The 26,521-nt window shown below is 64.5% G+C and carries 26 protein-coding genes; 6 read left to right on the top strand and 20 right to left on the bottom strand.

Features of this window, described 5'->3' with window-relative positions; all coding sequences use genetic code 11:
• Positions 1-51: 51 nt before the first annotated feature.
• Together gshB and AC1DXS_RS00910 are read right to left on the bottom strand one after the other, a co-directional pair.
• On the bottom strand, positions 52-1,008 hold the full coding sequence (gene gshB, locus AC1DXS_RS00905) for a glutathione synthase (protein ID WP_477735714.1): 957 nt from the start codon (positions 1,006-1,008) through the stop codon (positions 52-54).
• On the bottom strand, positions 1,005-2,252 hold the full coding sequence (locus AC1DXS_RS00910; RefSeq protein WP_477735715.1) for a benzoate/H(+) symporter BenE family transporter: 1,248 nt from the start codon (positions 2,250-2,252) through the stop codon (positions 1,005-1,007). The genes gshB and AC1DXS_RS00910 overlap by 4 nt, the downstream gene beginning before the upstream one ends.
• A gap of 302 nt (positions 2,253-2,554) precedes the next feature.
• Between AC1DXS_RS00910 and sigJ the strand changes: the two genes are divergently transcribed.
• Positions 2,555-3,472, top strand: a complete 918-nt coding sequence (sigJ, locus tag AC1DXS_RS00915; RefSeq protein ID WP_477735716.1) for an RNA polymerase sigma factor SigJ — start codon at positions 2,555-2,557, stop codon at positions 3,470-3,472.
• Between the two features lie 41 nt (positions 3,473-3,513).
• Positions 3,514-4,002 (top strand): carboxymuconolactone decarboxylase family protein, encoded by a 489-nt coding sequence (locus AC1DXS_RS00920; protein ID WP_477735717.1) that lies wholly within the window; start codon positions 3,514-3,516, stop codon positions 4,000-4,002.
• 12 nt (positions 4,003-4,014) lie between these two features.
• Here the strand turns inward: AC1DXS_RS00920 and fusA are convergent, their stop codons facing one another.
• From fusA to AC1DXS_RS00935, 3 genes are all read right to left on the bottom strand, one after another.
• Positions 4,015-6,120 (bottom strand): elongation factor G, encoded by a 2,106-nt coding sequence (fusA, locus tag AC1DXS_RS00925; RefSeq protein WP_477735718.1) that lies wholly within the window; start codon positions 6,118-6,120, stop codon positions 4,015-4,017.
• A gap of 137 nt (positions 6,121-6,257) precedes the next feature.
• Complete coding sequence (locus AC1DXS_RS00930) at positions 6,258-6,962, bottom strand: glutathione S-transferase family protein (protein WP_477735719.1); 705 nt, start codon at positions 6,960-6,962, stop codon at positions 6,258-6,260.
• Between the two features lie 30 nt (positions 6,963-6,992).
• Positions 6,993-7,571: a methylated-DNA--[protein]-cysteine S-methyltransferase gene (locus AC1DXS_RS00935; protein ID WP_477735720.1), complete on the bottom strand. Its 579-nt coding sequence runs from the start codon at positions 7,569-7,571 to the stop codon at positions 6,993-6,995.
• A 133-nt stretch (positions 7,572-7,704) separates the two neighbouring features.
• Here AC1DXS_RS00935 and AC1DXS_RS00940 point away from each other — a divergent pair, with 133 nt between their 5' ends.
• Entirely contained in the window at positions 7,705-8,259 is a 555-nt protein-coding gene (locus AC1DXS_RS00940) for a bactofilin family protein (protein WP_477735721.1), read from the top strand.
• A 109-nt stretch (positions 8,260-8,368) separates the two neighbouring features.
• Here AC1DXS_RS00940 and AC1DXS_RS00945 read toward each other — a convergent pair whose 3' ends face one another.
• The 9 genes from AC1DXS_RS00945 to purU form a co-directional block, all read right to left on the bottom strand.
• Complete coding sequence (locus tag AC1DXS_RS00945; protein ID WP_477735722.1) at positions 8,369-9,094, bottom strand: LrgB family protein; 726 nt, start codon at positions 9,092-9,094, stop codon at positions 8,369-8,371.
• Complete coding sequence (locus AC1DXS_RS00950; RefSeq protein WP_477735723.1) at positions 9,087-9,458, bottom strand: CidA/LrgA family protein; 372 nt, start codon at positions 9,456-9,458, stop codon at positions 9,087-9,089. The genes AC1DXS_RS00945 and AC1DXS_RS00950 overlap by 8 nt, the downstream gene beginning before the upstream one ends.
• Positions 9,459-9,470: 12 nt before the next feature.
• Positions 9,471-10,634, bottom strand: coding sequence for a serine hydrolase domain-containing protein (locus AC1DXS_RS00955; RefSeq protein ID WP_477735724.1), 1,164 nt, complete (start codon positions 10,632-10,634; stop codon positions 9,471-9,473).
• A 191-nt stretch (positions 10,635-10,825) separates the two neighbouring features.
• Positions 10,826-12,328, bottom strand: coding sequence for an FAD-linked oxidase C-terminal domain-containing protein (locus AC1DXS_RS00960; protein ID WP_477735725.1), 1,503 nt, complete (start codon positions 12,326-12,328; stop codon positions 10,826-10,828).
• 111 nt (positions 12,329-12,439) lie between these two features.
• A complete protein-coding gene (locus AC1DXS_RS00965; RefSeq protein WP_477735726.1) occupies positions 12,440-13,648 on the bottom strand; it encodes a S1C family serine protease in 1,209 nt (402 codons plus the stop codon).
• Between the two features lie 36 nt (positions 13,649-13,684).
• A complete protein-coding gene (locus AC1DXS_RS00970; RefSeq protein ID WP_477735727.1) occupies positions 13,685-14,356 on the bottom strand; it encodes a DUF2846 domain-containing protein in 672 nt (223 codons plus the stop codon).
• A 233-nt stretch (positions 14,357-14,589) separates the two neighbouring features.
• On the bottom strand, positions 14,590-15,372 hold the full coding sequence (locus AC1DXS_RS00975; protein ID WP_477735728.1) for a carbonic anhydrase family protein: 783 nt from the start codon (positions 15,370-15,372) through the stop codon (positions 14,590-14,592).
• Between the two features lie 215 nt (positions 15,373-15,587).
• A complete protein-coding gene (locus tag AC1DXS_RS00980; protein WP_477735729.1) occupies positions 15,588-16,487 on the bottom strand; it encodes a LysR substrate-binding domain-containing protein in 900 nt (299 codons plus the stop codon).
• Between the two features lie 5 nt (positions 16,488-16,492).
• Positions 16,493-17,341 carry a formyltetrahydrofolate deformylase gene (purU, locus tag AC1DXS_RS00985; RefSeq protein ID WP_477735730.1) on the bottom strand — a complete coding sequence of 283 codons (849 nt, stop codon included), beginning with the start codon at positions 17,339-17,341 and terminating at the stop codon, positions 16,493-16,495.
• A 119-nt stretch (positions 17,342-17,460) separates the two neighbouring features.
• Here purU and aptA point away from each other — a divergent pair, with 119 nt between their 5' ends.
• On the top strand, positions 17,461-18,801 hold the full coding sequence (gene aptA, locus AC1DXS_RS00990; RefSeq protein WP_477735731.1) for an omega-aminotransferase AptA: 1,341 nt from the start codon (positions 17,461-17,463) through the stop codon (positions 18,799-18,801).
• Between the two features lie 24 nt (positions 18,802-18,825).
• Here aptA and AC1DXS_RS00995 read toward each other — a convergent pair whose 3' ends face one another.
• Complete coding sequence (locus AC1DXS_RS00995; protein WP_477735732.1) at positions 18,826-19,695, bottom strand: ChaN family lipoprotein; 870 nt, start codon at positions 19,693-19,695, stop codon at positions 18,826-18,828.
• Between the two features lie 50 nt (positions 19,696-19,745).
• Between AC1DXS_RS00995 and AC1DXS_RS01000 the strand changes: the two genes are divergently transcribed.
• Positions 19,746-20,858: an AbrB family transcriptional regulator gene (locus tag AC1DXS_RS01000; protein WP_477735733.1), complete on the top strand. Its 1,113-nt coding sequence runs from the start codon at positions 19,746-19,748 to the stop codon at positions 20,856-20,858.
• Positions 20,859-20,993: 135 nt separating this feature from the next.
• Here the strand turns inward: AC1DXS_RS01000 and AC1DXS_RS01005 are convergent, their stop codons facing one another.
• The 3 genes from AC1DXS_RS01005 to AC1DXS_RS01015 all read right to left on the bottom strand — a co-directional run bounded on the left by AC1DXS_RS01005 (position 20,994) and on the right by AC1DXS_RS01015 (position 23,367).
• Complete coding sequence (locus tag AC1DXS_RS01005) at positions 20,994-21,275, bottom strand: BTH_I0359 family protein (protein WP_477735734.1); 282 nt, start codon at positions 21,273-21,275, stop codon at positions 20,994-20,996.
• Between the two features lie 155 nt (positions 21,276-21,430).
• Entirely contained in the window at positions 21,431-22,516 is a 1,086-nt protein-coding gene (locus AC1DXS_RS01010) for a DUF3108 domain-containing protein (protein ID WP_477735735.1), read from the bottom strand.
• Positions 22,513-23,367, bottom strand: a complete 855-nt coding sequence (locus AC1DXS_RS01015; RefSeq protein ID WP_477735736.1) for an IclR family transcriptional regulator — start codon at positions 23,365-23,367, stop codon at positions 22,513-22,515. The genes AC1DXS_RS01010 and AC1DXS_RS01015 overlap by 4 nt, the downstream gene beginning before the upstream one ends.
• Positions 23,368-23,509: 142 nt before the next feature.
• On the opposite strand from AC1DXS_RS01015, the gene AC1DXS_RS01020 reads away from it, so the two are divergent.
• Entirely contained in the window at positions 23,510-24,493 is a 984-nt protein-coding gene (locus tag AC1DXS_RS01020; RefSeq protein ID WP_477735737.1) for a fumarylacetoacetate hydrolase family protein, read from the top strand.
• Between the two features lie 109 nt (positions 24,494-24,602).
• Here the strand turns inward: AC1DXS_RS01020 and AC1DXS_RS01025 are convergent, their stop codons facing one another.
• Positions 24,603-25,775 (bottom strand): toxin-antitoxin system YwqK family antitoxin, encoded by a 1,173-nt coding sequence (locus tag AC1DXS_RS01025; protein WP_477735738.1) that lies wholly within the window; start codon positions 25,773-25,775, stop codon positions 24,603-24,605.
• Positions 25,772-26,377 carry a MarC family protein gene (locus AC1DXS_RS01030; RefSeq protein WP_477735739.1) on the bottom strand — a complete coding sequence of 202 codons (606 nt, stop codon included), beginning with the start codon at positions 26,375-26,377 and terminating at the stop codon, positions 25,772-25,774. The genes AC1DXS_RS01025 and AC1DXS_RS01030 overlap by 4 nt, the downstream gene beginning before the upstream one ends.
• Positions 26,378-26,521: the final 144 nt, after the last annotated feature.

A 26,521-nucleotide genomic window follows, 5' to 3' on the forward strand; every position in this document is an offset into this window, starting at 1 on the left:
ATGCAGGCGTCGTGGAACGGGCCTGCCAGCTTAACCGGCGCGCCGGCGGCGTCAAGCCTTCAGCGCCGCCTCCAGCGCATCGATGAACATGGCCGCCACGTCAAAGCCGGCCTGGTCGTGGATTTCCTGGAAACAGGTTGGGCTGGTGACGTTGATCTCGGTCACGTAGTCGCCGATCACGTCGACACCTGCCAGCAACAGGCCGCGCGCGGCCAGCACCGGGCCCAGCGCCTCGGCGATTTCAAAGTCGCGTTTGGACAGCGGCTGCGCCACGCCCAGGCCGCCGGCCGCCAGGTTGCCGCGCACCTCGCTGCCTTGGGGAATGCGCGCCAGGCTGAAGGGGACGGGCTTGCCGCCGATGACCAGCACGCGCTTGTCGCCCTTGGCGATCTCAGGCAAAAATTTCTGCACCATCACGCTCTGCGCGCCGTCGCGATTCAGCGTCTCGGTGATGCTGCCCAGGTTCAGGCCGTCTTCCTTCACGCGGAAGATGCCCATACCGCCCATGCCGTCCAGCGGCTTGAGGATGATGTCCTTGTGCTCGGCATGAAAGCGCTTGATGTCCGCGGCGCTGCGCGTGACCAGCGTCGGGCCGCTGAACTGCGCGAATTCGAGGATGGCGAGCTTTTCCGGGTGGTCGCGCAGGGCCCGCGGCTTGTTGAAGACTTTCGCGCCCTCGCGCTCGGCCTGCTCCAGCAAGTGTGTGCTGTAGAAGTACTCGCTGTCGAAGGGCGGGTCCTTGCGCATGATGACCGCGTCAAAACCGGCGATGGCCTCGCGCGCATCAGGGCGGCCGGCGTCGGCCGTGAACCATGTTTTGGGATCACCGGTCAGCGTGATGTGGCGCACCTGGGCCGTGACCTTGGAGCCCGTCTGCCAGCTCATGTCGGCGGGGAGGCAGGCGCTGATACGGTGGCCGCGCTTTTGCGCTTCGCGCATCATCGCGAAGGTGGTGTCTTTGTAGATTTTGAAGGACTCTAGCGGGTCGGCGACGAAAAGGATGTTCATGGTTTGGAAATGGTTCGGGCGTCCGGCGCCGGGGCGGACGGGGATTCACGGCTTTGTTGGCCGTATTGTTGTACAAACAGCGCCAGCGCGCCCGCGACCACCCCCCAAAAGGCCGAACCCACACCGGCTATTACCACGCCCGACAAGGTGACGAGAAACGTGATAAGCGCCGCCTCGCGGTGCGATTCGTCCTTGACCGCAGCCGCCAACCCGCTGCCTATGGAGCCCAGCAGCGCCAGCCCCGCGATGGCCACCACCAGCTCCCTGGGGAACGCCGTGAGCAGGCCGGTGATGGCCGCGCCGAAAATGCCGATCACGATGTAGATCACGCCGCAGGAGACCGCCGCCGTGTAGCGCCTGGCCGGATCCTCATGCGCCTCCTTGCCCATGCAGATGGCGGCGGTGATGGCGCCCAGGTTGAGCGCGAAGGCGCCGAAAGGCGCCAGCACCAGCGTGGCAAAACCACTCAACGTGATGACTTTGGAGATCGGAATGCCGCCGTCCGCGCTGTCCGGCCCGTAGCCCGCCGCATAAATGGCCGCCACGCCCGGCAGGTTTTGCGAGGCCATGGTCACCACAAACAGCGGAATCGCCAGGCTGACGATGGCCGCGAAGCTGAACTTCGGCATCACGAACACCGGCATGGCGAAAGAAAAAGCCACTTCCGACCAGGCCAGCTGCCCGCGCGCGGCCACAAAAACAATCGCACCGACCAGCGTCAGCACCACGGCATAACGCGGCAGCAGGCGCTTGCCCAGCAGGTAGATCGCCAGCATCAGCAACACCAGCGGCAAGGCCGTCTGCGCCGCCGCGAAAGCCTGGATGCCGAAGCGCGCCAGCACGCCCGCCAGCAACGCCGAGGCAATCGCCACGGGAATGCGGTTCATGGCTTTTTCAAACCAGCCCGTGATGCCGAACAGCGTGATCAGCGCGGCGCTGACCATAAAAGCAGCCACCGCCTCCCCCATCGAAAACCCCCCGGCCAGCCCGGCCGTGGCCAGCACCGCCGCCCCCGGCGTGGACCAGGCCACCATCACCGGTTTTTTGAGCCACAGCGAGGGGATTACCGAGCACAGCCCCATGCCGATGCCGAGGGCCCACATCCACGAGGAGATTTCGGCCGGCGTGGCGTTGAAGGCCAGCGCGGCCTGGAAAACAATGGCCACCGAACTGGTGAAGCCGACCAGCATGGCCACAAAGCCTGCGGTGAAGGTGGAGAGGTTGAGGTCTTTGAAGAATTGCATTTGGGGGATTTTGGCAGGGGTTGGATTGCCGGGTCTTGCTCCGGCGGGAGCGCGCTCTTCTCTCCTCTGCTCTTTTTCGGTCTCTTTTGTTCTCTGCTGAGGCTTGCTGGCCGGGTCTCGCCCCGGCGGGCGACTTACTTTCTTTTGGCGAAGCAAAAGAAAGTTACTGGCCGCCGGGCCACTCCCGGCCAGCAGAAGTCAGAGGAGAAAACAGGAGCGCGCACCCGCCGGAGCAAGACAAAAGTTGGATTATTTCAGCGCCCCTTGTCACAATCAACCAGGCCCATACGTCTTGCCGGTATATGGACAACGCTTCCTCCCCTTCGGCCGAAAACTTTAACGCCCACCGCCCACGCCTGCTGGGCATTGCCTACCGCATGCTGGGCTCGCATGCCGATGCCCAGGACGTGGTGCAGGACGCCTGGCTGCGCTGGAACAGCGCGCGCCCAGATGATTTGCGCAGTGCCGAGGCCTGGCTGGTCACCACGGTCACACGCTTGTCCATAGACCGGCTGCGCGCCGCCAAAACCGCACGCGAGCACTACACCGGTTTCTGGCTGGCCGAGCCGATGCTGACCGATACCCAGGACTTCCAGGATTCGCCCGAGCAGATGCTGGCGTTCGCCGGCGACATCTCGCTGGCCTTTCTGGCGGTGCTGGAGCGCCTGACGCCCGACGAGCGCGCCGCCTTCCTGCTGCGTGAGGTGTTCGACGCCGACTACGCCGACATGGCCCGCACGCTGGGCAAAAGCCAGGCCGCCTGCCGCCAGCTGGTCAGCCGCGCCAAGGCGCAGGTGCGGGAGGGAAAAAAGCGTTTTGCCGTCAGCCGCGAGGAGCACCTGCGCCTGCTGGAGCGCTTTGCCGCCGCCGCGCGCGAAGGCAAGCTGGACACCATCAAGGGCCTGATCAGCGAAGACGCCAGCCTGGTCAGCGATGGGGGCGGCGTGGTGCCGTCTTTCGGCCAGGTGCTGCGCGGCGCCCAGCGCCTGGCCCAGCTCTATTTCGCCACCGCGCTCAACCACGGGCCGGCGCAGCGCCTGGAGATCGCCGACATCAACGGCGTGCCCGGCCTGCTGCGTTTTGTGCACGGCCGGCTTGAATCGGTGCAGTCGCTGTATTTTGAGAACGGCCTGCTGGCCGAGATACACACCCAGCGCAATCCGGCCAAGCTGGTGCGCGTGCTGTCACAACTGGAAGAGGCCGGCCGTCTTAAGGGGTGAGGCTTCCCGGTTGTCGGGAGGCTGAATCAAAGGAGTTTCCCATGAGCACGATTTCCATGCCCTCGGCCAACGGCCGCCTCCAGCACCGCAAGGTGATTCCCGAAGCTGTGGGCGCCTTGGGCGCCGTCAACGCCACGCTGGAGGACTCCACCCTCGGCATGCGGCTGATAGACCTGGTGCGCCAGCGCATCTCGCAGATCAACGGCTGCGCCTACTGCGTGGACTCGCATGCGCGCGACCTGCTGGCCGGCGGCGAAGACCTGCAGCGGCTCAACAGCCTCAGCACCTGGCGCGAAGTCACGCTGTTCACCGAACGCGAGCGCGCCGCGCTGAACTGGGCCGAAAGCCTGACCCTGCTCACGCAGACACAGGCACCCGACGAGGACTTCGACGCCTTGGCCGCGCATTTCAACGAGCGCGAGATCGCCGAGCTGACCATGGCGGCGGCCTTGATGAACGCCTGGAACCGCATAGGCGTGGGCCTGCGTTTGCCGGTGCGGGCCATGCCTTTGAAAGTGCCGGCGGCTTGAAGAGGCCCTGGTCTAAGCGCCCTTGCCGCGCATGATGGCCGCGGCCACGTCGGCCGTGGTTTCGGCATAGCGTTTGAACTCCATGGTGTAGGTCGCGCGGCCCTGCGTGAGCGAGCGCAGGGTGGTGGAGTAGCCGAACATTTCCGACAGCGGCACCTCGGCGCGCACCAGCTTGCCGCCGCCGCCCGCGATGTCTTCCATGCCCTGCACCATGCCGCGCCGCGACGAGAGGTCGCCCATCACGTTGCCCATGAAGTCTTCGGGCGTTTCCACCTCCACCGCCATCACCGGCTCCAGCAGCACGGGTTTGGCGCGGCGCATGGCTTCCTTGAAGGCCAGCGAGCCGGCCATACGGAAGGCGTTTTCGTTGGAGTCCACGTCATGGTAGGAGCCGAATACCAGCGTGGCCTTCACGTCCACCACCGGGTAGCCGGCGAGCACCCCGGCTTTCAGCGTTTCCACAATGCCCTTGTTGACGGCGGGAATGTACTCGCGCGGGATCACGCCGCCCTTGATGGCGTCGACGAACTCATAGCCCTTTCCCGAAGGCTGCGGCTCCAGGTTGAGCACGGCATGGCCGTACTGGCCGCGCCCGCCCGACTGCTTGATGAATTTGCCTTCGACGTCGTTCACCGCCTGCCGGATGGTTTCGCGATAAGCCACCTGCGGCTTGCCGACATTGGCCTCGACGCTGAACTCGCGCTTCATGCGGTCCACCAGGATTTCCAGATGCAGCTCGCCCATGCCCGAGATGATGGTCTGGCCCGACTCCTCGTCGGTGTGCACGCGAAACGAGGGGTCCTCCTGCGCCAGGCGGTGCAGCGCGATGCCCATTTTTTCCTGGTCGGCCTGTGTCTTGGGTTCCACCGCCTGCGAGATCACCGGCTCGGGGAACACCATCTTCTCGAGGATGATCACGTGGGCCGGGTCGCACAGGGTGTCGCCGGTGGTGGCTTCCTTCAGTCCCACGGCGGCCGCGATGTCACCGGCCCGCACTTCCTTGACTTCGTTGCGCTCATTGGCGTGCATCTGCAAAATTCGGCCCAGCCGCTCGCGTTTTCCCTTGACCGGGTTGTAGACCGTGTCACCGGCGCTGATCACGCCGGAATACACGCGAAAGAAAATCAACTGCCCGACATAGGGGTCGGTCATGATCTTGAAGGCCAGGGCCGAGAAAGGCTCGTCGTCTTTCGGGTGGCGTTCGGCTTCGCCGTCGTCCTCGGTGTGGCCCAGGATGGCGGGCACGTCCGCCGGCGAGGGCATGTAGTCGATCACGGCGTCCAGCATGGCCTGCACGCCCTTGTTCTTGAAGGCGCTGCCGCAAAGCATGGGCACGATCTCGTTGGCGATGGTGCGCTGGCGCAGGCCCTGCTTGATCTCGTCTTCGCTGAGCGGCTCGCCCGCCAGGTATTTGTTCAGCAACTCGTCGTTGGCTTCGGCGGCCGCTTCAATCATTTTGGTGCGCCATTCGTTGGCGGTCTCCAACAGATCCGCCGGGATCTCGCCGTATTCGAAATGCAGGCCCTGGCTGGTGTCGTCCCAGATGATGGCCTTCATCTTGACGAGGTCCACCACGCCCTGGAAATGATCTTCCGCGCCCACCGGGATCTGCACCGGCACAGCCACGCCCTTCAGGCGCTCGCCGATCTGGCGCTGCACGCGAAAGAAATCGGCGCCCACGCGGTCCATCTTGTTGACGAAGGCCAGGCGCGGCACCTTGTACTTGTTGGCCTGGCGCCAGACGGTTTCCGACTGCGGCTGCACGCCGCCCACCGCGTCGTAGACCATCACGGCGCCGTCGAGCACGCGCATGGAGCGCTCCACCTCGATGGTGAAGTCCACGTGGCCCGGCGTGTCGATGATGTTGATGCGGTGCTCGGGGTAGTTGCCCGCCATGCCCTTCCAGAAGGCCGTGGTCGCCGCCGAGGTGATGGTGATGCCGCGCTCCTGCTCCTGCTCCATCCAGTCCATGGTGGCCGTGCCTTCATGGACTTCGCCGATCTTGTAGTTCACACCGGTGTAGAACAGGATGCGCTCGGTCGTGGTGGTCTTGCCGGCGTCGATGTGCGCGCTGATGCCGATGTTGCGGTAGCGCTCTATGGGGGTATGGCGGGGCATGGCGAACTCCTTTATGACCCGGTCCGCGCGTGTTGGAGTTGTGGCGTGGCCGGGCCTGTCAGTTTGCGCCAAAGTATCGTTTTTTGCTTGGCTCATTTGCAGCAGCCACATTGACGGCAGGCTTAGGGCTGAGGTCTTCAGCCGCTTTGCAGCATTTGTGCCATGAAGGCAGGCAAGGGCCGGCCATCGGACAGCAGGTATTTCGCCATGGGGATCACCACCTCGCGCACCGAGGCGCGCGCGCTCATCCGGTCGCGCCAGGCCAGCAGCCGCGGTGTCTCCGGCGTGAGAGGGGCGCCCATGCGCTCGCCGAAAATCATGGCCATGTACAGGGCGATGTCGGCATTGGAAAAATCCCTGAGCATGTAGTCCTGCTCGCCCAACAGTGGTTCGAGGTAGAAGTAAAAATCCCGCGCGCCCTGCAGTGCCGCGACGGCCTGCGGGTCGTCCAGCCTGTCCTGCAGGCCCATCAGCTTGATGACGTGCGGAAAGTAGACCTCGTCCGAGCGGTGCTCCAGCTGACGAGCACGGGCACGGTTGTTGATGCCGGTGAGCCACAGCACCGGCTCGGGCTTGAGGTCTTCGAGGTATTCCAGGATTTGCGTCGAGTCGAAGATCTCCACGTCGCCATGCACCAGCACCGGCACCTGCTTCTTGGGGTTGATGCGCACCACCTCCGGGTCTTTGGGCGAATAGCCCTGGGCCTGCGTGAACGGCACCATGACGACGTCCAGGGCAATGCCTTTTTCGATGGCGGCAATCTGCACTTTCGCGCCGAACATGCTGAGGCGAGCCGAGTACAGGCGGATGGACGGCGATGCGGCGTTGGAGGCGGAGGGCATGGGTAGGGGGATTCCGTGTGAGGTCAAAAATCAGTGCGTGGAAATCGGTGGTTCGCGGTCGAACAGGCCGGGTGCGCCGCCTATCTCGGCGCCTTCGATCAGCAGCATACGCAACTTGGTCGAGACACCGCCGGGCGCCGAGAAGCCGCCCGAGCGCGCGCCCGAGGCCAGCACGCGGTGGCAGGGCACGATGACGGGAAAAGGGTTGTGCCCCAGCGCCTGGCCCACGGCGCGCGACGCGCCGGGCTCGCCCAGCAGGGTGGCGATCTCGCCATAGGTCTTGGTCTTGCCCGGCAGGATGTCTTGCGCGGCCGCATAAACGCGCCGCTGGAACGGCGGCGTGCGGCGCAGGTCCAGCGCGCAAAAGCGCAGGTCGCGGGCCTCGCCTTCGAACAAGGCCACCATGGCGTCTATGGCTTGCTGCATGGCGGGCGGCGGCGTGGCTGCCTCCAGCATCGGGAACCGCCGGTGCAGGCGCGACAGCATGCGGCCTTCGGTCTGCTCGGGCAGGCGCACGGCGGCGATGCCATGGGCGTTCCACACCAGTGCGCACCGTCCTATCGTGGTGCCAAAAAGCGTGAAGCCGTGAAGTTCGCTGTCGGCGGTCATGGTGCGCTCATGCTACACGCGCGGCGTCGTCGCTGCTGAATGTAAGAATTAATTTCGTTACCTCTCTTGCATGCTGCCCGAGCTTTTAATTTTTCACGGACGTACCATGCCTTCTTTTTTGAAGGAACTCACAATGGCAACACCGTTCTTTGGCAAGCGAGAAAATGAGACTCCGACAGGCCTGCGCAACAGCCCTGGAAACGGCTACGGCAACTCGGGTTCGGCCAGCACGCTGCATTCCTCGCCGCTGTCCGGTCAGCAGAACAATGCCGCCAAACCTGTGAACGAAGCCGCGCCTTCCACCACTGTCGCCAAGGAAGGCGGCAGCAAGCTGACGGTGGGCCCCAACATCAAGCTCAAGGGCGTGGAGATCACCGACTGCGACACGCTGGTCGTCGAAGGCCTGGTGGAAGCCACCATGGATTCGCGCGTGATCCAGATCGCCGAGCAGGGCGCTTTCAAGGGCTCGGCGGAAATCGACGTGGCGGAAATCCGCGGCGAATTCAACGGCAACCTCACGGTGCGCCAGAAGTTGGTGATCTACTCGACCGGCAAGGTCACGGGCATCATCCGCTATGGCAAGCTGGTGATTGAAGAGGGCGGCCAGCTCTCGGGCGAGATTTTGTTCGGCGCACTGGCTGCGGCGAAACCCGCCAGCGTGGTGAAGCCGGGTTTGCAGGCGGTGTAGGAGACTTTTAAAGCAAGGATAAGGCGCGGTTCAACCGCGCCATCAAAAAAGCCACATCACCTCCCTGTCGTTCGCGGCAGGAAAGTGATGCGGCATTTTTGCGTGCGTCTTACAAAAAGCGAAACGCCAGTGGTATCAGCGCGGAGGCCAGCACCACCTGCAGGCCCAGCGCCAGCCCGGCATAGGCACCCGCGTCGGCATTGACCTGCAGCGCACGGGCCGCGCCCAGGCCGTGGGAGACAGTGCCCAGCGCGAAGCCGCGTGCGGCCCAGCCCTCTGCGTCACGCGGGATGCGCAGGGCGTCAAACAGGTATTTGCCGCTGAGCGCACCCACCAGGCCGGTGATCACCGCGAACACCGCCGCCAGCGCCGGAATGCCGCCTATCTTTTCTGCGATGCCCATGGCGACCGGCGCGGTGACGGATTTCGGTGCGAGCGACAAAGTCACTTCCGAAGGCAGGCCCAGCGCCCAGCCCATCAGCAGCGCAGAACCACTGGCCGCGATGCCGCCGGCCAGGGCCGCCAGCAGCAGGCGGCCCCAGCGCCGGCGCAATTCCTCGCGGCGCAGCCACAGCGGCCAGGCCAGCGCCACCACCGCCGGGCCCAGCAGGAAGTGAATGAACTGCGCACCCGCGAAATACGTGGGGTAGGGCACACCGGTGGCCAGCAGCGCGCCGGCCAGGCACACCACCGTCCAGAGCACCGGGTTGGCCCAGGGCGCTTGCCCGAGGCGGGTATAAACCGCTTGCGCCAGCACATAGACCACCAGTGTGGCCGTCAGGCCGAACAGCGGCGTGGCCGACAGGTAGACCCAGAGTTCGACGAATTTAGGCATGGGGCGGCTCCTTGGGGGCGGTCTCGCCGCGGTCCCGCAGCAGGTGCAGGGTCAGCACGGTGACCGCCAAACCCGCCAATGTGGACACCACCACGGCCAGCAAAATGCGCACGCCATACTGGCTTACCAGTGAAAGATGGGTCATGACGCCCACGCCGACAGGCACAAAGAGTAACGAAAGGTGCGCGAGCAGGAAGTCTGCGCACACTGACACAGGGCCTCGCACCAGCTCTGCACGCAGGCCGATCAGCAGCAAAACCATGCCAATCACGGGCCCTGGAAACGGCAGGGAGAAGCCGCGCGACAGCAGTTCCCCCATCGATTGAAAAACCAGTAACCAGGCCAATCCGCGCAGCGCTGTCATGGCGTCAAGCCTTTAGGGGTTGTTGGCAAAAAGATCTCCTTGCGGCCATTCCTTGACCGCATTGGCCGCGCCCCACAGCGCCTGGTCTATGTCCTTGAAGAAAGCGCGGCGCTCGGCATGCTCGGGCCTGGAGTTGAAGGCCACTACCCAGGCATAACCCTGCCGTGTCCTCAGTGCCAGGGTTTGCAGGCCCGGCTGGCTGCCTGTGTGCCACCAGTTGTCGCCCTTGTCGCTTCTGACCACATGGATGCCCGCTCCATAGAAGGCGCGCGGGTTGACTTCTTTTGCCAGCACAGGTTCGCTGCGCATGGCTCGCAACGATTCGTCATTGAGCAGGCGCTTTCCCCGGGTGCCGTCGATCGCCAGGAAAAATTTCAGGACATCCGTCGGCGTTGCAATCCATGCGCCCAGCGCATCCATGTTTTCGACGGAGTAGGAGCCATAGGGGCTGGGCACATTCGCGTTCGAGATGCCGGGCGCGCCGCGTTGCAGGGGCTCGCCGGGATAGGGGTAGTACTTCGTTTCGCCGGGACGGCTTTCTGTGCTGTTTGCGGCCTGAAAGCCTTTGCCGATAGTGGGCTGCAGAAGCTCCCTGCTGCTGAAAGCCCGGTAGGACTCTCCGGTGACGATTTCCACCACCCTCCCAAGCATGCAGTAGCCGGTGTTGGAGTAGGCGAAGCGCTCGCCCGGTGCGAAGTCCAGTTTTTCCTGCAGCGAGTCCCGGATGATGGCGTCGCAGCTGACGGGCGAGACGCCTTGCCGGCGGGCAACTTCCCTGAGCCGCGGCTGGAAAAACGGATCACCCGAGCGCTCGCGGTCAAACCCGCCCGAATGCTGCAGCAGGTGGCGGATGCGGATGTCCTTTGCGCGCGGGTCGGTGGGCGAAGCAGGGGCTATACCGGCCTTCTCGAACAGGGGCAGCACCGGGTCGTCCAGTTTCAGTTTCCCGTCCTCCGCGAGCTTGAGCACCATGACGGCCGTCAAGGTCTTGTTGATGCTGCCCATGCGCGTGAGGGTTTGCGGCGTCATGGCTTCCTGTTTGTCCTTGTCGGCATAACCGTAGCCTTTGGCGAGCAGCAGCCTGCCGTCCTTGGCTACGGCCAGGCTGGCGCCGGGAATGTCGTGTTTCCTCATGACCTCCAGCACGGCCTTGTCGAAGGGCTCGAGGTTGGGCAATGAAGAACCTTGCTGGCAAAGCCCCGATTGCGGAAGCCACGCGAGCAAGATGCCTGCGAGGCCGTAAAGAAGCCGTCCAGGTGTGGTGAAAGAAGTGCTGGCGCCGCTGGACCGTGTTGTGTGCATGACCTTGCCCCGGGGTTTTTCGCGCAGTCTACGTGATCCCGATCCGGCCGTGCCCCGGCCCTTGTTTAGAACCGCGGCAAGTCAGGATGCTTGATCTGGCCGGCCCGCACCAGCATCTTTCCGTATTCCGCGCAGCGGTTCAGCGTGGGGATCACCTTGCCGGGGTTGAGCAGGCCCTTGCTGTCGAAGGCGCGCTTCACGCCGAACATCTGTTCGTTTTCCTCGGCCGAAAACTGCACGCACATGGAGTTGAGTTTTTCCACGCCCACGCCGTGCTCGCCCGTCACCGTGCCGCCCATGGCGACGCTGGTTTCCAGGATGTCGGCGCCGAAGAGTTCGCAGCGGTGCAGCTGGTCGGGGTCATTGGCATCGAACAAAATCAAGGGGTGCAGGTTGCCGTCACCCGCGTGGAACACATTGGCGCAGCGCAGTTGGTATTTTTTTTCCATCTCCGCGATCGCGAGCAGGATGTCGGCCAGGCGCTTGCGCGGAATCGTGGAGTCCATGCACATGTAGTCGGGGCTGATGCGCCCCGATGCCGGGAAGGCGTTCTTGCGGCCGCTCCAGAAGCGCAGGCGTTCGGCTTCGTCGCGGCTCACCGCGATCGCGGTGGCGCCGCTGCGGCGCAGCACCTCGCTCATGCGGACTATCTCTTCCTCGACTTCCTCGGGCGTGCCGTCGCTTTCGCACAGCAAAATCGCTTCGGCGCTGAGGTCGTAGCCGGCATGCACAAAATCTTCTACCGCAGCCGTCATCGGCTTGTCCATCATCTCGAGCCCGGCCGGAATGATGCCGGCGGCAATCACGGCGGCCACCGCATCGCCGGCTTTGCGCAGGTCGTCAAAGCTGGCCATGATGCAGCGCGCCAGCCGGGGCTTGGGCACCAGCTTCACGGTCACTTCGGTGGTCACGGCCAGCATGCCTTCGCTGCCGATGATGATGCTCAGCAAATCCAGGCCGGGTGCGTCGAGCGCGTCACCGCCGAACTCGACCTCTTCGCCTTCAATGGTGAAGCCCTTGACCTTGAGCACGTTGTGCACCGTCAGCCCGTACTTGAGGCAATGCACGCCGCCGGAGTTCTCGGCGACGTTGCCGCCTATGGTGCAGGCGATCTGGCTGGAGGGATCCGGCGCGTAGTACAGCCCCAGCGGCGCGGCCGCTTCGGAGATTGCCAGGTTGCGCACGCCGCCCTGCACCACGGCCGTGCGGCTGGCGGCGTCGAGCTTGAGGATTTTGTTGAACTTGGCCAGCGACAGCGTGACGCCCAGCTTGTGCGGCATGGCACCGCCGGAAAGCCCGGTGCCGGCGCCGCGTGCCACCACCGGCACGTCCAGCGCGTGGCAGGTCTTGAGTACGGCTTGGACCTGCGCGTAGGTTTCGGGCAGGGCAACGACCAGCGGCCGCTGGCGGTAGGCGGTCAGGCCGTCGCATTCGTACGGTGTGGTGTCTTCGTTGTTCCAGAGCAGCGCGTGAGCCGGCAGCACGGCTTGCAGCGCGCCGACCACCTGGACCTGGCGTTCACGACGTTCAAGCGGGTGCTGTTGCCAGGCTTCAGCGAGTGCGTTCATGGGGGGCCTTCGGGGATGAAACCGGTCCTCGCCGGTGATGAAGGCACTTTAATGCAAAGGCGGGGCTGGGTGCGTGAAGAAAATGAAGGTGTTTTGTGAAAACGCCTGCGGTCACTCCTTGCGGATGTCGGCAAGTTCCAGCGCCTCGTCGACAAGAAAGGAATGGATGCCGATTCCGCCGCGCGTTTTTGCATCAAATCGCACTATGCGGCCAAGCTCGGGCGCGTACCACGCATTGGCGGTATAGACCGCGTATGTCCTGTTGGAGCCTCGTTCTGTCGAGCCCTTGAACTCGACCCGCATGATGCGAAGTTCACGCTCGCCAATGCGCATGGTCGACTCATCCGTTGCGCGGGCCGTAACGTTCATTTTGATTCGCTGGTTTTGCCTCAGGTTTTCGTACCGAAGCTGCCATGTCTGCCCGGGCTCCGGTGTCTTGGTGATCCAGCCGCGCGGCGGCATTGCCAGCTCATACTCTCCGGCGATGGGGCTGATGAGGGTGACAACTTCGCCACCGGCTCTCTCCACCCGGCCCCCTTGGTTGAAGATCAGCTGGTCTCCATCCGTGCGGTCCAGCCGGTACCTGATGTTCTGCGTCAATCCGGTGGTTCGATCGCGCAGCCGATATTCAAAGACCTGCGCACCTGCTGCCTGAGTGGCCGCCGCGGGTTTGCTGCGTTCACTGCGTGCTGCCAGCGCCGCCGCTGAGCGCGCAGGGACTTCGGAAATCCAGCTGGCCGGCAAGGCGAAATTCAGGTTCTGCGAATCGCGAAGGGCAAAGGTGGTGATACCAATCAGACGGCCTTGGGCGTCGAAAAGGCCGCCGCCGCTGGAGCCAGGCGAAATGGGGACGGTGACCTGCAGCGCGACGAATTCGTCGTTGTCTGCACGTCGGATGCCGGACAGAAGACCATCGCTGATGGTCGTTTCCAGCCCGCGTGGATTTCCAATGGCATAGACCCGGGAGCCGATTTTCGGTGTTTCTGCCGCAATGGTTACCGGCGGCGCAGTGAAGTTGGCTACCTTGAGCTGGCACAGGTCGCGCGCGGTGTCTGCGTGTTCCAGGGTGGCGCCGTAAGCGATGTTGTCGCGTGTCACCGAAACCTTGCGTGCCTTCGCCAGCACATTGCAATTGGTGATGAGCGTGCCGGTTCGGATGACCACCGCGCTGCCCGAAGCAACTGGCCTTCCCGCGTCATCAAAGGTCTTGACGACCCAGATGCTGGGGGACAAGCGTTCGAAGAGCTGCTCGGCGCTCGGTGTGGCGTTTTGCGCAAGAACATTGCCGAAAACGAAAAACAGGCCTAAGCCGCGAAGCATGGATTGAGATATCACAGTGCACCTTTGGGGCGTTGGTTATCGTGCGGCTGGCAGCAGGCCGCTCAGGTCGTCGAGCGTCGCTGGGCCGGATGCGCGGGTTCGTTCATTGGTGGTGCTGCGTCCTGGGGTGTTGTTCGCGGTACCGGCGGGCGGTGCGCTTGGCAACAAGCCGCTCAGGTCGTCGAGCGTCACGGGGCCGGATGGGCGGGTTCGTTCATCGGTGCTGCGTCCTGCGGTGTTGTTCACGGCAATGGCGCGCGGCTTGCCCGGCACGAGTGGAATTCCGCCGGTATAAGCCAGCCGAGGTAGTTGCGGTACTGCCGTGCTTTCGCTTTGAAGGGCCAGGCTGGGATGGCCTACAAAAAGGCCCATCGTGATGCTGGTCTGCACGTAGGTCGTGCGGCCTTCCACCAGCTCGGCGTCCAGGGTCGTTTCGATTTCGGTGCGAGCACTGACTGTGTATCTGCCTGCCGTGCGGTCAACAAAGAAGAAACCTTGGGGTTGCGACTTGCCGATAACCTCGCCGTTGAGCTTGATGTCCGGCTGGACTGCCGGCCCCAGGCCGCCCGAGCGGTAGACCACCAGCCGCCCATAGCCTGAGCGCAGGGCAGGAAAGCTGGCTTCGACTTCGGTGTATCGGGGACCTTTGGCCGCACAACCAGTCAGAAAAATTGCTGCCGCGATGACAAGCAGTCGAAAAATCTGCATCCATGCCCTCCGGTTTTGTTGTTAGAGTCGCGCGAGTCTAGCATTCGGTCGGCTTGGAAAATGGCCAGGGGAAGGCCTGCCTGGCGATGGCTCGGCGGCAACAAACGCAGGTGAGGACGGTGTCGCGCGCGGCCACGCCTCCAGCAGGAGGGGCACCTGCCCCGTCAAGCCGATCACGGGTGGCGTCGGTGACCGGTGCAGGGCCAAAGCCCGTTCAGGCCCTCAACAGATTGTCAGGTCTTGTTGGCCGGAGCCTTGCTGGCGCCGGGCGTGTCATAGAACTTGACCTTGCCGGTCTTCACGTCGTACATGGCGCCGACGATCATGATTTCGCCTTTTTGCTCCATCTCGCGCAGGATGGGGCTTTTCTCGCGGATCGTTTCCACGGTGAGGCGCACATTGCTTTCGGCCACCATTTCGACGAAGGCATAGTTCTTGGACGTGCGGTCCTTGATGTCGCCGGACACCAGGTCCACGGCCGGCTTGATCTTGCCGATGAGGCCGGTCAGGTTGCCAAGCTGGGCGTCGTCGCACGCGCCCTTGATGGCGCCGCAGCTGGTGTGGCCCATCACCACCAGCAGTTTGGCGCCCACGACCTTGTGCGCGAATTCCAGGCTGCCCAGGATGTCTTCGTTGACGATGTTGCCCGCCACGCGCGCATTGAAGAGGTCGCCTATGCCCTGGTCGAACACGATTTCGGCCGGCGCGCGCGAGTCGATGCAGGACACCACGCTGGCCAGCGGGAACTGACCGTCGGCCGTGGCCTTCATTTCCTTGAGGTAGTTCTGGTGGCGCGGTTTGCCGGAGACGAATCGCGCATTGCCGGCCTTGAAGCGCGACAGTATTTGCGCGGGCGTCACAGCGTCCTGGCAGGCCTTGGCATCCTGGATGGTGCAGAAGGTGCCGGGTTTGACGGATTTGCCGGCCGCTTTGCCCTCGGCGTGAGCCAGGGGTGAAAAGGCCAGCATGGAGAGCAGGATGCCGGCCACACCGGCGGCTAATTGATTTTTTCTCATGAGAATTCCCCTCGTTGAACAAGTTGATTTTTTGACCATGCGCCGCTGGCCGCGTCCTCGTACGGTGCCATGGCCAGCCCATCATAGGCATGCGCCGGTATGGGCGCAAAACCACTTGTCGGACGCATGGGATCCGTTAACGCTATCGGCGTACGCAAAATGCGCTACAAGTCAAAAAGGGTTTGCACGCCGGGTAGGGGCGCCGGGTTGCAGTACTAGCCCAGGCTTTTGCGCAGCCAGTCGGCAAACGCCGCGCATTCCCAGCGGTCCATGGTGCCGGTGCGCCAGCACAGGTAGTGCGCATGCGGGCTGGGGACATTGCCGGCGAAGACGGCGTTGCTGCCCAGGCGCACCAGCGAGCCGTTTTCCAGCCAGGGCGCGCCCAGCTTGAGGCGTATCAGCGCGATGCCCATGCCGGCCGCGGCGGCGTCGCACATCAGGCCTATGTCGTTGAACTGGGAGCCGTCGGCCGGCTCGGGCCAATCGAGTTTGTGGGCGGCAAACCAGGTGCGCCAGGGCTCCAGCGGCGAGCGCAGCAGGCTTTCGCCTTCCAGGTCTTCGGCCGCCTCGAAGGGGCCGTGCTCGCGCACAAACGCGGGCGAGGCCAGCGGCGCGACTTCGTCCTTGCTGAGGCAGACGTGCTCCAGGTCCGCATAGCGGCCTGTGCCGAATCGCACGATGAGGTCGGCATCCTCGGCGACCACATCAAGGAGCGGAATCGAGACTTGCAGCGTGAGGTCGATCTCGGGGTAAGCATCGGTGAACTGGCGCAGCCGCGGAATCAGGATGGAGCGCGCGAAGGTCGGCGTGACCGCCAGGCGCAGCTTGCGCTTGCCGGGCGTGGCGCTTTGCCCGGCCGCACCGGGAAATTTCTGCAGCGTGGCCAGGCCCTCGCGCACATGGGCCAGGTATTCGCTGCCCTCGGTGGTCAGCGAAAAATCGGCGCGCCCGAACAGCTTGGTGCCAATGATCTGTTCGAGCTGCTTGACGCGGTGGCTGACCGCGCTGGGCGTGACACACAACTCCTCGGCCGCCTGCGTCACGCTGCGCAACCGCGCCAGCGCCTCGAAGGTCAGAAGACACTGGATCGGAGGAATGCGCGCCGGCGTGGCCATGGCGTTTATTTAAAGATGACCGTCTTGTGGCCGTTCAAAAGCACGCGGTGCTCGCTATGCCATTTGACGGCGCGGGCCAGCACCTGGCTTTCGGTGTCGCGGCCCATGGCGGTCAGGTCTTCCACGGTCTTGCTGTGGTCGGCGCGCGCCACGTCCTGTTCGATGATGGGGCCTTCGTCGAGGTCTGCCGTCACATAGTGCGCGGTCGCGCCTATCAGCTTCACGCCGCGGTCATGCGCCTGGTAGTAAGGCTTGGCGCCCTTGAAGCTGGGCAGGAAGGAGTGGTGGATGTTGATGGCGCGGCCCGAGAGCTTCTGGCACAGCTCGTTGGACAGCACCTGCATGTAGCGCGCCAGCACCACGAGTTCGGCGCCTTCGGATTCGATGATCTCCAGTTGCTTCGCCTCGGCCTGAGCCTTGGTGGCCGCCGTGACGGGGATGTGGTGGAAGGGAATGTTGTAGCTGGCCGCCAGCTGGTAGAACTCGCGGTGGTTGGAGACGATGGCGCGCACGTCGACGGGAAGCAGGCCCGACTTGCAGCGAAACAGCAGGTCGTTGAGGCAGTGGCCTTCCTTGCTGACCATGATGACGGTGCGCATGGGCTGGGTGGTGGCGTGCAGCTTCCAGTTCATGCCGAAGGGCTCGGCGAAGGCCTTGAGCCGGCTGGAAAGTTCCTCATGGCCCAGCGTGTCGCAGGCAAACTGCACCCGCATGAAAAACAGGCCCGTGTCGTGGTCGTTGTATTGCGCGGCTTCTTCGATATTGCCGCCGTTGTCCAGCAGGAAACCGGACACGGCATGAACAATGCCCATACGGTCCGGGCAGGACAGGGTAAGGATATAAGCGTGATTCATAGGGGATGAATTGTCGCAGGTGGGGCCGGCCTTTGCCGGGAAGTGCCAGAATGCAGAAACACCCCTTATCGCTTCACCCTCCCCCTTCCAGACCCGGACCCAGACGCAGGAGACACGCCATGGCCTATCAAGACTTCAACATGGAGCACCACTGGCTCCCTTTCACGCCCAACCGCAGCTTCAAGAAGGACCCGCGTGTGTTCGTGGCCGCCGACGGCATGCACTTCACCACGCACGACGGCCGCCAGGTCATCGACGGTATTTCCAGCCTGTGGTGCGTGGGCGCGGGCCACAACCGCAAGCCCATCAACGACGCCATCAAGAAGCAGCTGGACACGCTGGACTACGCGACCGCCTTCCAGGCCAGCAACGACCAGGCCTTCAAGGCCGCCGAAGTCATCGCCGGCATGGCGCCAGGCGACCTCAACAAGGTGCTGTTCTGCAACTCGGGCTCGGAGGCGGCCGACACCTCGCTCAAGGTTGCGCTGGCTTACCACCGCGCGCGCGGTGAAGGCCACCGCAACATCTTTATAGGCCGCGAAAAGGGCTACCACGGCGTCGGCTTCGGCGGCATGAGTGTGGGCGGCATTCCGGCCAACCGCAAGGTCTACGGCGCCGCGCTGCTTCCGCGCGTGGACCACATGCGCTTCATCCACGACCCGGTTAACCATGCCTACATCAACGGCGCCGAGCCGGTGTGGCAGGAAGACCTGCTGCTGGAGCTGGAAAACCGCATCCTGCCGCTGCACGACCCGAGCAACGTGGCGGCCGTCATCGTCGAGCCTGTGGCCGGCAGCGCAGGCTGGTATCTGCCGCCCAAGGGCTACCTCAAGCGCCTGCGCGAGATCTGCGACAAGCACGGCATCCTGCTGATTTTCGACGAGGTCATCACCGGCTTCGGCCGCCTGGGCACGGGCTTTGGCGCCGACTACTACGGCGTGGTGCCCGACATGCTGAACTTCGCCAAGTGCGTGACCAACGGCGTGATCCCGATGGGCGGTGTGATCTGCTCGGACCGCATTTACGACGACATGATGAATGCCAACAGCGCCGCGCCCGAGCATGCCATCGAGTTCTTTCACGGCTACACCTATTCGGGGCATCCGGTCGCCTGCGCGGCGGCCATCGCGACGCTGAAGCTGCTCAAGGACGAAAAGCTCTACGAGCGTGCCGGGCAAATGGGCAAGGTGCTGGGCGACGCGATGCACGGCGGCCTCATGGGCCTGCCCAATGTGATCGGCCTACGCGCCCTGGGCCTGGCCGGCGCGGTGGAACTGGCGCCCGTGGCCGGCGCGCCGGGCAAGCGTGCTTACGACGTCTTCATGGAGTGCTTTCACCACGGCGTGCTGGTGCGGCCGGCGGCCGACAACATCGTGGTCTGCCCGCCCTACATCGTCGAGAAAGAGCACATAGACCGCATCGTCAACGTGGTGGCCGACGCGATCCGCAAACACGCCTGAGGTCGTTAACGCGCGCAGTAGCGGTCAGGGCCTGGACGGCTGTTGCAATTGTTTGTCCAGGCCTTCGCAATAGTCTTTCTCGGGCAGCGCTGGCGTTTCCCAGACGGCATCGAAGGCCTCGGCTGACTCCTTCGGCGCGGCGCCGCCGGCGCGCAGGCGCACGGCTTTGGTCTTCACATCCGACGGCAGGTGCTGCGGCACGCCCAGCTGGCGGTCCGCATGGCCGCTGCCGGCCAGCAGCACCACGGTTTTGCCCGGCAAGGCGGCCTGGGTCAAGGTGTTGGCCATGCTGATGTCCTTGGCGATCTGGATACGCGCCATGGGTGTGACCTGGCTTTCGGGCAGCAGGTTGCAGTGGCCGATGCGTATGAGTTGCTGCTGCGCCTTCAGAGCCGGCCCCGGCAACTGGAGGTCCAGCTGGCGGTCGGCCATGCGGTCCCGCATTAGCGCGCGCGGCAGGTTGGCGCCCAGCACCGGCACGCCGGCGCGCACCGCCGTCATCACGGTGGGGCCGTAGGCGGCCCAGGGCCAGCCTTTGTCGTTCCAGGCCAGCGCGTTGCGCACCTGTTGCTCGGTGGCGCTGGGTTTGAGCGCCGAGGTGCTGGCGCCGGTGTCGGCCATTTCCAGCGCCAGCGCGGCCAGCGCGCCGCGGGCGGCGAGCAGGGCGACGACCTGCTGCTGGATCTGCTGGTGCTCGGCCGCGTCGTGCTGTTCGCCGAGGATGAGGATTTCCGCGGGAAGAACGGCCTCCAGCCAGGCTGAGGTTTGCGTGCTGTCGCCGCCGGGCGCCTGCACGATGGGTGCCTCGGGCCGGCCCGCGCAGCCGGCGGCCAAAGCCATCGCGGCGGTGCACAGCAGCCATGCCAAAGGACGAGGGGCGGCAAAATAGGGCATCAAGGGATACTACTGCCTCCGGCCGGTTTTTGTTGGCCGCGCCTTAAGCCATGCCATTCTTTCCCCTCTACGCCCGCGTCTTTGCGACGCGCGTCATGCTGACGCTGCTGCTTGCCTGGGCTGCCGCCTCTCTGTGCGTCTGGCTGCGTACGCCGCTGCCCTGGATGATCGGCCCGCTGCTGGCGACCGCCGTGGTCTCCATGCTGGGCGGACCGACCGCCAGTTGGACGCCGTTGCGCAACACCGGGCAATGGGTCATCGGCAGTGCGCTGGGGCTGTATTTCACGCCGCAGGTGGTCGGCCTGCTTGCGGGCCTGTGGTGGGCGATCGCGCTGAATATCGTCTGGGCATTGGCGCTGGGGCTGGTGTTTGGCCAGTGGCTGTACCGGGTGCACCAGAGGCCCGGGCCTTTTCATGTGAAAGGCCTGTCGCGCATCACGACCTACTTTGCCGCACCCATAGGCGCCGCATCGGAAATGACGCTGATGGCCGAGCGCCACGGTGCGCAGACCGACCTTGTGGCCTCTGCCCACAGCCTGCGGGTGCTGCTGGTCACGCTGGTCATCCCCTTCGGTTTTCAATGGGCCGGGCTGCACGGGCTTGACGCCACCTTGCCGGGCGCGCGCGTGGTGGATTTACCCGGCCTGGCCCTGCTGGCTGTACTGACCGGCGTGGGTTGCTGGACGATGCTCAAGCTGGAGCGCACCAACCCGTGGTTCATAGGCGCATTGCTGGTGTCTTTGCTGCTGACGGCCTTCGGCGTGACGCTCTCGGCCTTGCCGCAGTGGATGACCAACGCCGCGCAGCTGGTCATCGGCATCAGCCTGGGTGTGCGCTTTACCAGCGGCTTTGTGCACATGGCGCCGAGATGGCTGGGCTCGGTGGCGTTGGCCACGCTTGGAATGATTGCACTGTGCGCGGGGTTTGCATGGTCGCTGGCGCAATTCACCAGCCTGCACTGGGCCACGCTGCTGCTCGGAACCTCACCCGGCGGCATCGCCGAAATGGCCATCACGGCCAAAGTGCTGCAGCTCGGTGTGCCGGTGGTCACGGCCTTTCACGTCACGCGGCTGGCGGCAGTACTGTTGCTGGTGGAACCTGCGTACCGCTGGATTTACCAGCGACGCTCAAGGGCTCAAACCGAGAGCCCGTCGGCCGAATAAGAAGAAAAAAAGAAGAGGCGATGCGAAGCGAGCCGCCCCAGGCCAGCAGGGGCCGCGGAACCGGCTTTGCCGGGCCGCAGGCGCAGCGGCCCCCTCGGGGGGCAGCGCATTACACGAAGTGAAAAGCGTGGGGGCCTAATGAAGCGACATCGGGGTGTTAGCGAGCCCGCTATACCCTTCAAGCGTATCTTCGATTTCCTCTTGCGTAGGGGTGTTCTGTGCCCATGCGCTCAGGCGTTGCTGGAACATTTCGGCCCAGGAGCCGTCCAGGTAAACCTCTTTGCCCGAGCGTTTGTCCACGATTTCGAAGCCGTGGCGTGCCAGCTGGGGAACGGCCGGTGTGGGTGCGGATTCCTCCGGCGCATTCGCCAGGATCTGCAGAACGGCAAAAGAGTCGGAGTCGTAAAGCATTTGCATGGTGGATTCCTTTCTCGTCAGATAGCTACGATGAGGCCAAGTTCAAGAGTCCGCACTATCTGGCATGCAAGTGTTCGGTAAAGACGGGCGACATCGTGTGAAACCACACATAAAGCGCTCACCAGCGTGCGGCAATCACAACGCATGCCGCGGCATTAACCCTTGCTGACCGCGCTGAGTTGCTGGTCGATGAAATTCCCGTTCGACTGGGTGATTTTGGTGCGCACCGGCAGGTAACCCAGTGACGGTGCGTACCAGACCTCTACCTTCTGGTCGAACTCGCGCCGCGGCTGGCGGGTGAGTTTGACCGCGGCGATTTCGCCGAAAGGCAGGGCAAGTTTTTCCTCGGCCTCGACCAGGAAGGTCCAGGTGTCCGCATCGCGCGGCCCGACGGTGTAGATCGAAATCGTGGAGCCCGTGGGGAAGCCTGCCGGGTTGCCCGCCAGCATGCCGGCCAGTTGCATGAACACGCTGACCCGGTCCTGTGCGCCCTTGACCCATGGCAGCGTGGGCGTGTTGGCGCTGAAACTGATCTGGTTCTTCTCGGGCTCGAAATGCGCGGCCACTTCGGTTCTGGACTTGTCCGAAAAGCGCTTGGGCGCCAGGCCGTCGGGGTCGAGCTGCCCGGTGCTGGCCATGCTGCGCGAGCCGAGGAAGAGCGCACTGACGCGCATCGAGGCCTCGTAGGCATCGCCAGTGTTTTGCCAGCGCAGTTCGGCGTTCGCGTAGTAGTTCATACCCTTGTCGTTGCCGGTCATTTTGTAGTCGAGCACCACGCTCGCAGGCACGGCCAAGGTGGTCACAGCTGCCTGTGCGGGGCCGGCGGGCACCGCCTCGGACGCGCTTGCGGCGGGCGCTTCGCTGCGGGCCTGCTCCGCCAGCAGGTCCGCCGGGCTGGGCGCATCGGGCAGGTAGTCGGCGGGCCGGGGCTTGGGCACTTTCACCGGCTCGGCGTCTTCGAAATCTTCCGCGGGTTTTGCCCTGACCGGCTTGGGTTTCGGCGCGGCCTCCGGCAGCGCAGCCGGTGGGGGCTCCGCCGGCTTGGCCGGCTTGGGCGGCGGGATGCTGCGCGTCACGAAGGCCGGTGTGGCGTCCGAAGACGGCGGACGTTCAGGGCCGAAGCGCGCCGGCACGGAGGTGAGCACCAGCGTGTGCGCGACCAGGACCAGCACGGCCAGCAGGGCCAATACGCGCCGGGACGGCGCGTATTGGGGGGAATGGGGTGCCGGGAGGGTGCTCATGCCGCTTCGAAGCCCAGGTCGCGTGAAAGTTGCCGCGCCGCCGCCGCCAGGGGCGTGGCCACCGCTCCGTCCCAGTCGGCATCGAAGGTGGCCAGCGATCCCAGCGCCACCATGCCCAGGGCCAGGTGGCCGTCGGCATCGAAGACCGGTGCGCAAAAGCCGGCCACGCCGGGCAGCAGCGTGTTGACGGCGCGCGCCATGCCCCGGCGGCGTACTTCCTCCAGCACATCGGCCAGGCCGGCCAGGGTGGTGGGTACATCCTGGCGCGCCAGCTTCTGGTTGCGCGCCAGCTCGTCCTTGAGCAGCAGCGCCAGTCGCCCTTGCGGCCTCGTAGTGGCGGGGAGCAGGCGCGGCGATGAAAACGCGGTAAAGCACAGGCCTGTGGCGGAAGACAACAGGGGCATCACGTCGCCCAGCCGCAGGTTGACCGTCACGGCCCGCGGTGATTCTTCCCAGTGCACCAGCGTGGGCCCCTGGTTGCCCCAGACCGCCAGGGCCAGGGTCTGGCCGGTTTGCGCCATCAGGGGCTGCAGGCGTTGCCGGGCCAGCTTAACGCTGTCCAGCCTGGAAAGGGAAGCAAGCCCTAACTTGAGGGCCGCCGGGCCCAGGTCGTACAAGGTGGTGGACGGGTCCTGAACTACCAGTTCCAGCCGCTGGAAGCTCACCAGGTAGCGATGGGCCTTGGCCGCGCTCATGCCGGCGGCCGCCGCCAGGTCGCGCAGCATCAGGGGGCCGGGTGAGGCGGACAGCACCTCCAGCAGGGCGAAGCCGACTTCCAGCGACTGTATGCCAGCGCGCTGCGGCGCCGGGCTGCGGCGTGCGGAGGCGGTGGGGCCGGGCTTGGCTTTCATGGGCTTGACTAAAATTTCGGGTGACCCGTCGGGCTGAGGAATGCATGGATCGTAACGCGGGTCCGCAAGGCGCCGGCCGCCACGGCGCACACGGCACAATCAGGCCTGCGCCGCAAACCGGCAGCCACCCAACAGGATATTGATGAAACTCGCCACTTACAAAGACTCTTCACGCGACGGCCAGCTCGTCGTGGTGTCGCGCGATCTCTCCACGGCCCATTACGCGACCGGCATTGCCGGCAAGCTGCAGCAGGTGCTGGACGACTGGAACTTCATGTCGCCGCAGCTGCAGGACCTGTATGAAACGCTGAACGGCGGCAAGGCCCGCCACGCCTTCCCTTTCGAGCCTTCGCGCTGCATGGCGCCGCTGCCGCGCGCCTACCAGTGGGCCGACGGCTCGGCCTACATCAACCACGTGGAGCTGGTGCGCAAGGCCCGCAACGCCGAGGTGCCCGAAAGCTTTTACGGCGACCCGCTGATGTACCAGGGCGGCAGCGATGACTTCATCGGCCCCTGCGATGACGTGGTCGTGGCCAGTGAGGACTTCGGCATCGACTTTGAGGCGGAAGTCGCCGTGATCACCGGCGACGTTCCCATGGGCGCCACGCCGGCCCAGGCGCTCGAAGGCGTGCGCCTGCTGATGCTGGCCAACGACGTCTCGCTGCGCAACCTGATTCCCGACGAGCTCGCCAAGGGCTTTGGTTTCTTCCAGAGCAAGCCGGCCACGGCATTCAGTCCCGTGGCGGTGACGCCGGATGAGGTGGGCGATGCCTGGGACAAGGGCCGTTTGCACCTGACCCTGCAAAGCACCTGGAACGGCCGCAAGGTCGGCATGTGCGAGGCCGGCCCCGAAATGACCTTCCATTTCGGCCAGCTGATCGCCCACATCTGCAAGACCCGCAATGTGCGCGCCGGCAGCATCGTGGGCTCGGGCACCGTCAGCAACAAGGACTGGAGCCATGGCTACAGCTGCATCGCCGAAAAACGCGCGATCGAAACCATAGAAGACGGCAAGCCCAAGACCGAGTTCATGAAATACGGCGACACGATTCGCATCGAAGCCAAGGGCAAGGATGGGCAATCGGTCTTCGGTGCTATCGACCAAAAAGTTGTCGAGGCTGTCTGAGTCACCCTGAATAAATCCAGCAGGGGCCGCGGAACCGGCTTTGCCGGGCCGCAGGCGCAGCGGCCCCCTCGGGGGGCAGGGAGCTACACGCAGTGAGCGACCGTGGGGGCTATCTTGTATAGGCTTTTCTTGAGCCGTCCTCAAAGACCGCATCGTCGCTGAGCAGCTTGCCCTCGCCGTCCCAGCTTTTCTCGCGCGTGATGCGGCCGCGCTCGTCGTAGCTCGATTCGGCCACCAGCTTTCCGGTTTCGTTGAAGCGCTGGTGAATGCCAAGGGGCAATTGCCGGTAGCGGTTGGCGCTGTAGCGGCCGGTCGAGGCGACCTTTCCGTTGTCGAAGTAATCGGTGGCCTGCAGCCAGGCGCCGTCGCCCTCGCCACCGAACTCGTTTTTGCTGCGCGGCTGGCCGTTGAGGTAATAAGACTGGTCGCTCACGAGTTTGCCTTCGGACCATTTCCTGTCGCGCGTCAGGGTGCCGCTGTCGGCAAATTCCTGCTCCCGCTCCTTGAGTGAATTCCTGGCATTTTCGGTGTCCAGCTTCCATTGGATTTCACGCCGTTTGATGCCGGCATTGTTGAAGTGGCGCTCGATGCGGGTGCTGCCCGATACTTCATCCAGGTAGTCCGGCTTGCCGTTCTCGCCCAGCGTTTCATGGCGTATGCGTTTTCCCGCCAGGTAGCTGCTGCTGCCGTTCAGCGCACCCTTGCTGCTGAAGAGTTCGACCTTGGAGGCGCCACCCGAGAAGCCGCACCAGCGGGCGTCGTCGGCCGGCGCTGCCAGCAAGGGTTTGTCGCCGCAGCGCAAGGCCTGGAGCTGTCCGCGGTCATTGAATTCGGCATAGGCCTGCTCGATGCTGCCGCCCGCGCGCGGCCCGTAAAACACGATGCGCCGCAATTGTCCGTTGGCGTGGAAGCTGCGCGCCAGGCCCGCTTCGGTGCCGTTGTCGTAGACGGCGTCGCGCAGCACCTGGCCGCTAGGCGCGAATTCGCGCGCGCGGCCGTGCCGGTTGCCGCGCTCGTTCTCGCTGTACTCCCGTTGCAGCTTGCCGTTCTGGTAGAAGCGCATCAGGCCCATGAACTTGCCACCCTGCAATTCCTGCTCGCGCATCAGCTGGCCCGAGTCCCTGTCTTTGCAGCGCATGATGCCGGTCTTGCCGGCCGTGGTGTTGCCATTGTTGGGGTTGACGCTTTCGCCGTTGACTTCGCAGTCCTGCACGGCGTGCGCCCAGGGCGAGGCCAGCAGGCAGGCGCAAACAAAGACAAGGCGTTGTGCGGATGTTTTCATGCCGCAGCCCCGGTTTGCGTGATGAACAGCCGTATGCCGCGCAGCAACATCTCGACCGATATCGCCACGAGGATCAGGCCCATGAGCCGCTCGAAGGCCATCATGACGCGGTCGCCGGCCACGCGCTGTATGCGCTCGGACAGCACCAGCACCACGGCGCAGACCGCCATGGTGACGCACAGCGCGGCAATCCATTCAAGCCGGCGCTCCGGTGCCTGCGACACCAGCAGCATCACGGTGGCCAACGCCGACGGGCCGGCCAGCGCGGGAATCGCCAGCGGCACGATCAGTGGCTCGCCCCGCATCGGCGCGGCCTCGGGCTGGTCCGAAGGGAAGATCATGCGCAGCGCGATCAAAAACATCACGACCGCGCCGGCGATCTGCAGCGACAGGTCGCTGAGGTTCATGAGGCGCAGGAAGCCGTCACCGACGAACATGAAAGCCAGCAGCAGCAAAAAGGCGATCAGCACCTCGCGCAGGATGACGAACATGCGCCGCTCGGGTGCGACACCCTTCAGGGCATTGACAAAAATCGGGATGTTGCCGAAAGGGTCGGTGATCAGCAGCAGAAGCACCGTGGCGGAGGCAAAGGTGTAGGCCATGGCCGCAAGCTTATCAGGCTGTTTGCGCCGCTGCGGGCCCTGGCCGCGCGCCTTGCCCTGCATGCGGAAACAAAAAGCGGTTGACGTGCCGTCCCAGCGTTGCACAATGAAGACGCGAGCCGGGCTGCCCTGCCGCCCCGCCTT

It is taken from the genome of Polaromonas sp. P3_B1, assembly GCF_056402935.1.

Excerpts from the sequence above, each read along its gene's own strand:
- AC1DXS_RS01015 (WP_477735736.1), bottom strand. The coding sequence starts at position 23,367 with ATGAAAGCCAAGCCCGGCCCCACCGCCTCCGCACGCCGCAGCCCGGCG.
- sigJ (WP_477735716.1), top strand. The coding sequence starts at position 2,555 with ATGGACAACGCTTCCTCCCCTTCGGCCGAAAACTTTAACGCCCACCGC.
- AC1DXS_RS01010 (WP_477735735.1), bottom strand. The coding sequence starts at position 22,516 with ATGAGCACCCTCCCGGCACCCCATTCCCCCCAATACGCGCCGTCCCGG.
- AC1DXS_RS00960 (WP_477735725.1), bottom strand. The coding sequence starts at position 12,328 with ATGAACGCACTCGCTGAAGCCTGGCAACAGCACCCGCTTGAACGTCGT.
- AC1DXS_RS01000 (WP_477735733.1), top strand. The coding sequence starts at position 19,746 with ATGCCATTCTTTCCCCTCTACGCCCGCGTCTTTGCGACGCGCGTCATG.
- AC1DXS_RS00935 (WP_477735720.1), bottom strand. The coding sequence starts at position 7,571 with ATGACCGCCGACAGCGAACTTCACGGCTTCACGCTTTTTGGCACCACG.
- AC1DXS_RS01025 (WP_477735738.1), bottom strand. The coding sequence starts at position 25,775 with ATGAAAACATCCGCACAACGCCTTGTCTTTGTTTGCGCCTGCCTGCTG.
- aptA (WP_477735731.1), top strand. The coding sequence starts at position 17,461 with ATGGCCTATCAAGACTTCAACATGGAGCACCACTGGCTCCCTTTCACG.
- AC1DXS_RS00995 (WP_477735732.1), bottom strand. The coding sequence starts at position 19,695 with ATGCCCTATTTTGCCGCCCCTCGTCCTTTGGCATGGCTGCTGTGCACC.
- AC1DXS_RS00965 (WP_477735726.1), bottom strand. The coding sequence starts at position 13,648 with ATGCTTCGCGGCTTAGGCCTGTTTTTCGTTTTCGGCAATGTTCTTGCG.
- AC1DXS_RS00910 (WP_477735715.1), bottom strand. The coding sequence starts at position 2,252 with ATGCAATTCTTCAAAGACCTCAACCTCTCCACCTTCACCGCAGGCTTT.
- gshB (WP_477735714.1), bottom strand. The coding sequence starts at position 1,008 with ATGAACATCCTTTTCGTCGCCGACCCGCTAGAGTCCTTCAAAATCTAC.
- purU (WP_477735730.1), bottom strand. The coding sequence starts at position 17,341 with ATGAATCACGCTTATATCCTTACCCTGTCCTGCCCGGACCGTATGGGC.
- AC1DXS_RS00950 (WP_477735723.1), bottom strand. The coding sequence starts at position 9,458 with ATGACAGCGCTGCGCGGATTGGCCTGGTTACTGGTTTTTCAATCGATG.
- AC1DXS_RS00970 (WP_477735727.1), bottom strand. The coding sequence starts at position 14,356 with ATGCAGATTTTTCGACTGCTTGTCATCGCGGCAGCAATTTTTCTGACT.
- AC1DXS_RS00945 (WP_477735722.1), bottom strand. The coding sequence starts at position 9,094 with ATGCCTAAATTCGTCGAACTCTGGGTCTACCTGTCGGCCACGCCGCTG.
- fusA (WP_477735718.1), bottom strand. The coding sequence starts at position 6,120 with ATGCCCCGCCATACCCCCATAGAGCGCTACCGCAACATCGGCATCAGC.
- AC1DXS_RS00920 (WP_477735717.1), top strand. The coding sequence starts at position 3,514 with ATGAGCACGATTTCCATGCCCTCGGCCAACGGCCGCCTCCAGCACCGC.
- AC1DXS_RS01030 (WP_477735739.1), bottom strand. The coding sequence starts at position 26,377 with ATGGCCTACACCTTTGCCTCCGCCACGGTGCTTCTGCTGCTGATCACC.
- AC1DXS_RS00930 (WP_477735719.1), bottom strand. The coding sequence starts at position 6,962 with ATGCCCTCCGCCTCCAACGCCGCATCGCCGTCCATCCGCCTGTACTCG.
- AC1DXS_RS00975 (WP_477735728.1), bottom strand. The coding sequence starts at position 15,372 with ATGAGAAAAAATCAATTAGCCGCCGGTGTGGCCGGCATCCTGCTCTCC.
- AC1DXS_RS00940 (WP_477735721.1), top strand. The coding sequence starts at position 7,705 with ATGGCAACACCGTTCTTTGGCAAGCGAGAAAATGAGACTCCGACAGGC.
- AC1DXS_RS00980 (WP_477735729.1), bottom strand. The coding sequence starts at position 16,487 with ATGGCCACGCCGGCGCGCATTCCTCCGATCCAGTGTCTTCTGACCTTC.
- AC1DXS_RS01005 (WP_477735734.1), bottom strand. The coding sequence starts at position 21,275 with ATGCAAATGCTTTACGACTCCGACTCTTTTGCCGTTCTGCAGATCCTG.
- AC1DXS_RS01020 (WP_477735737.1), top strand. The coding sequence starts at position 23,510 with ATGAAACTCGCCACTTACAAAGACTCTTCACGCGACGGCCAGCTCGTC.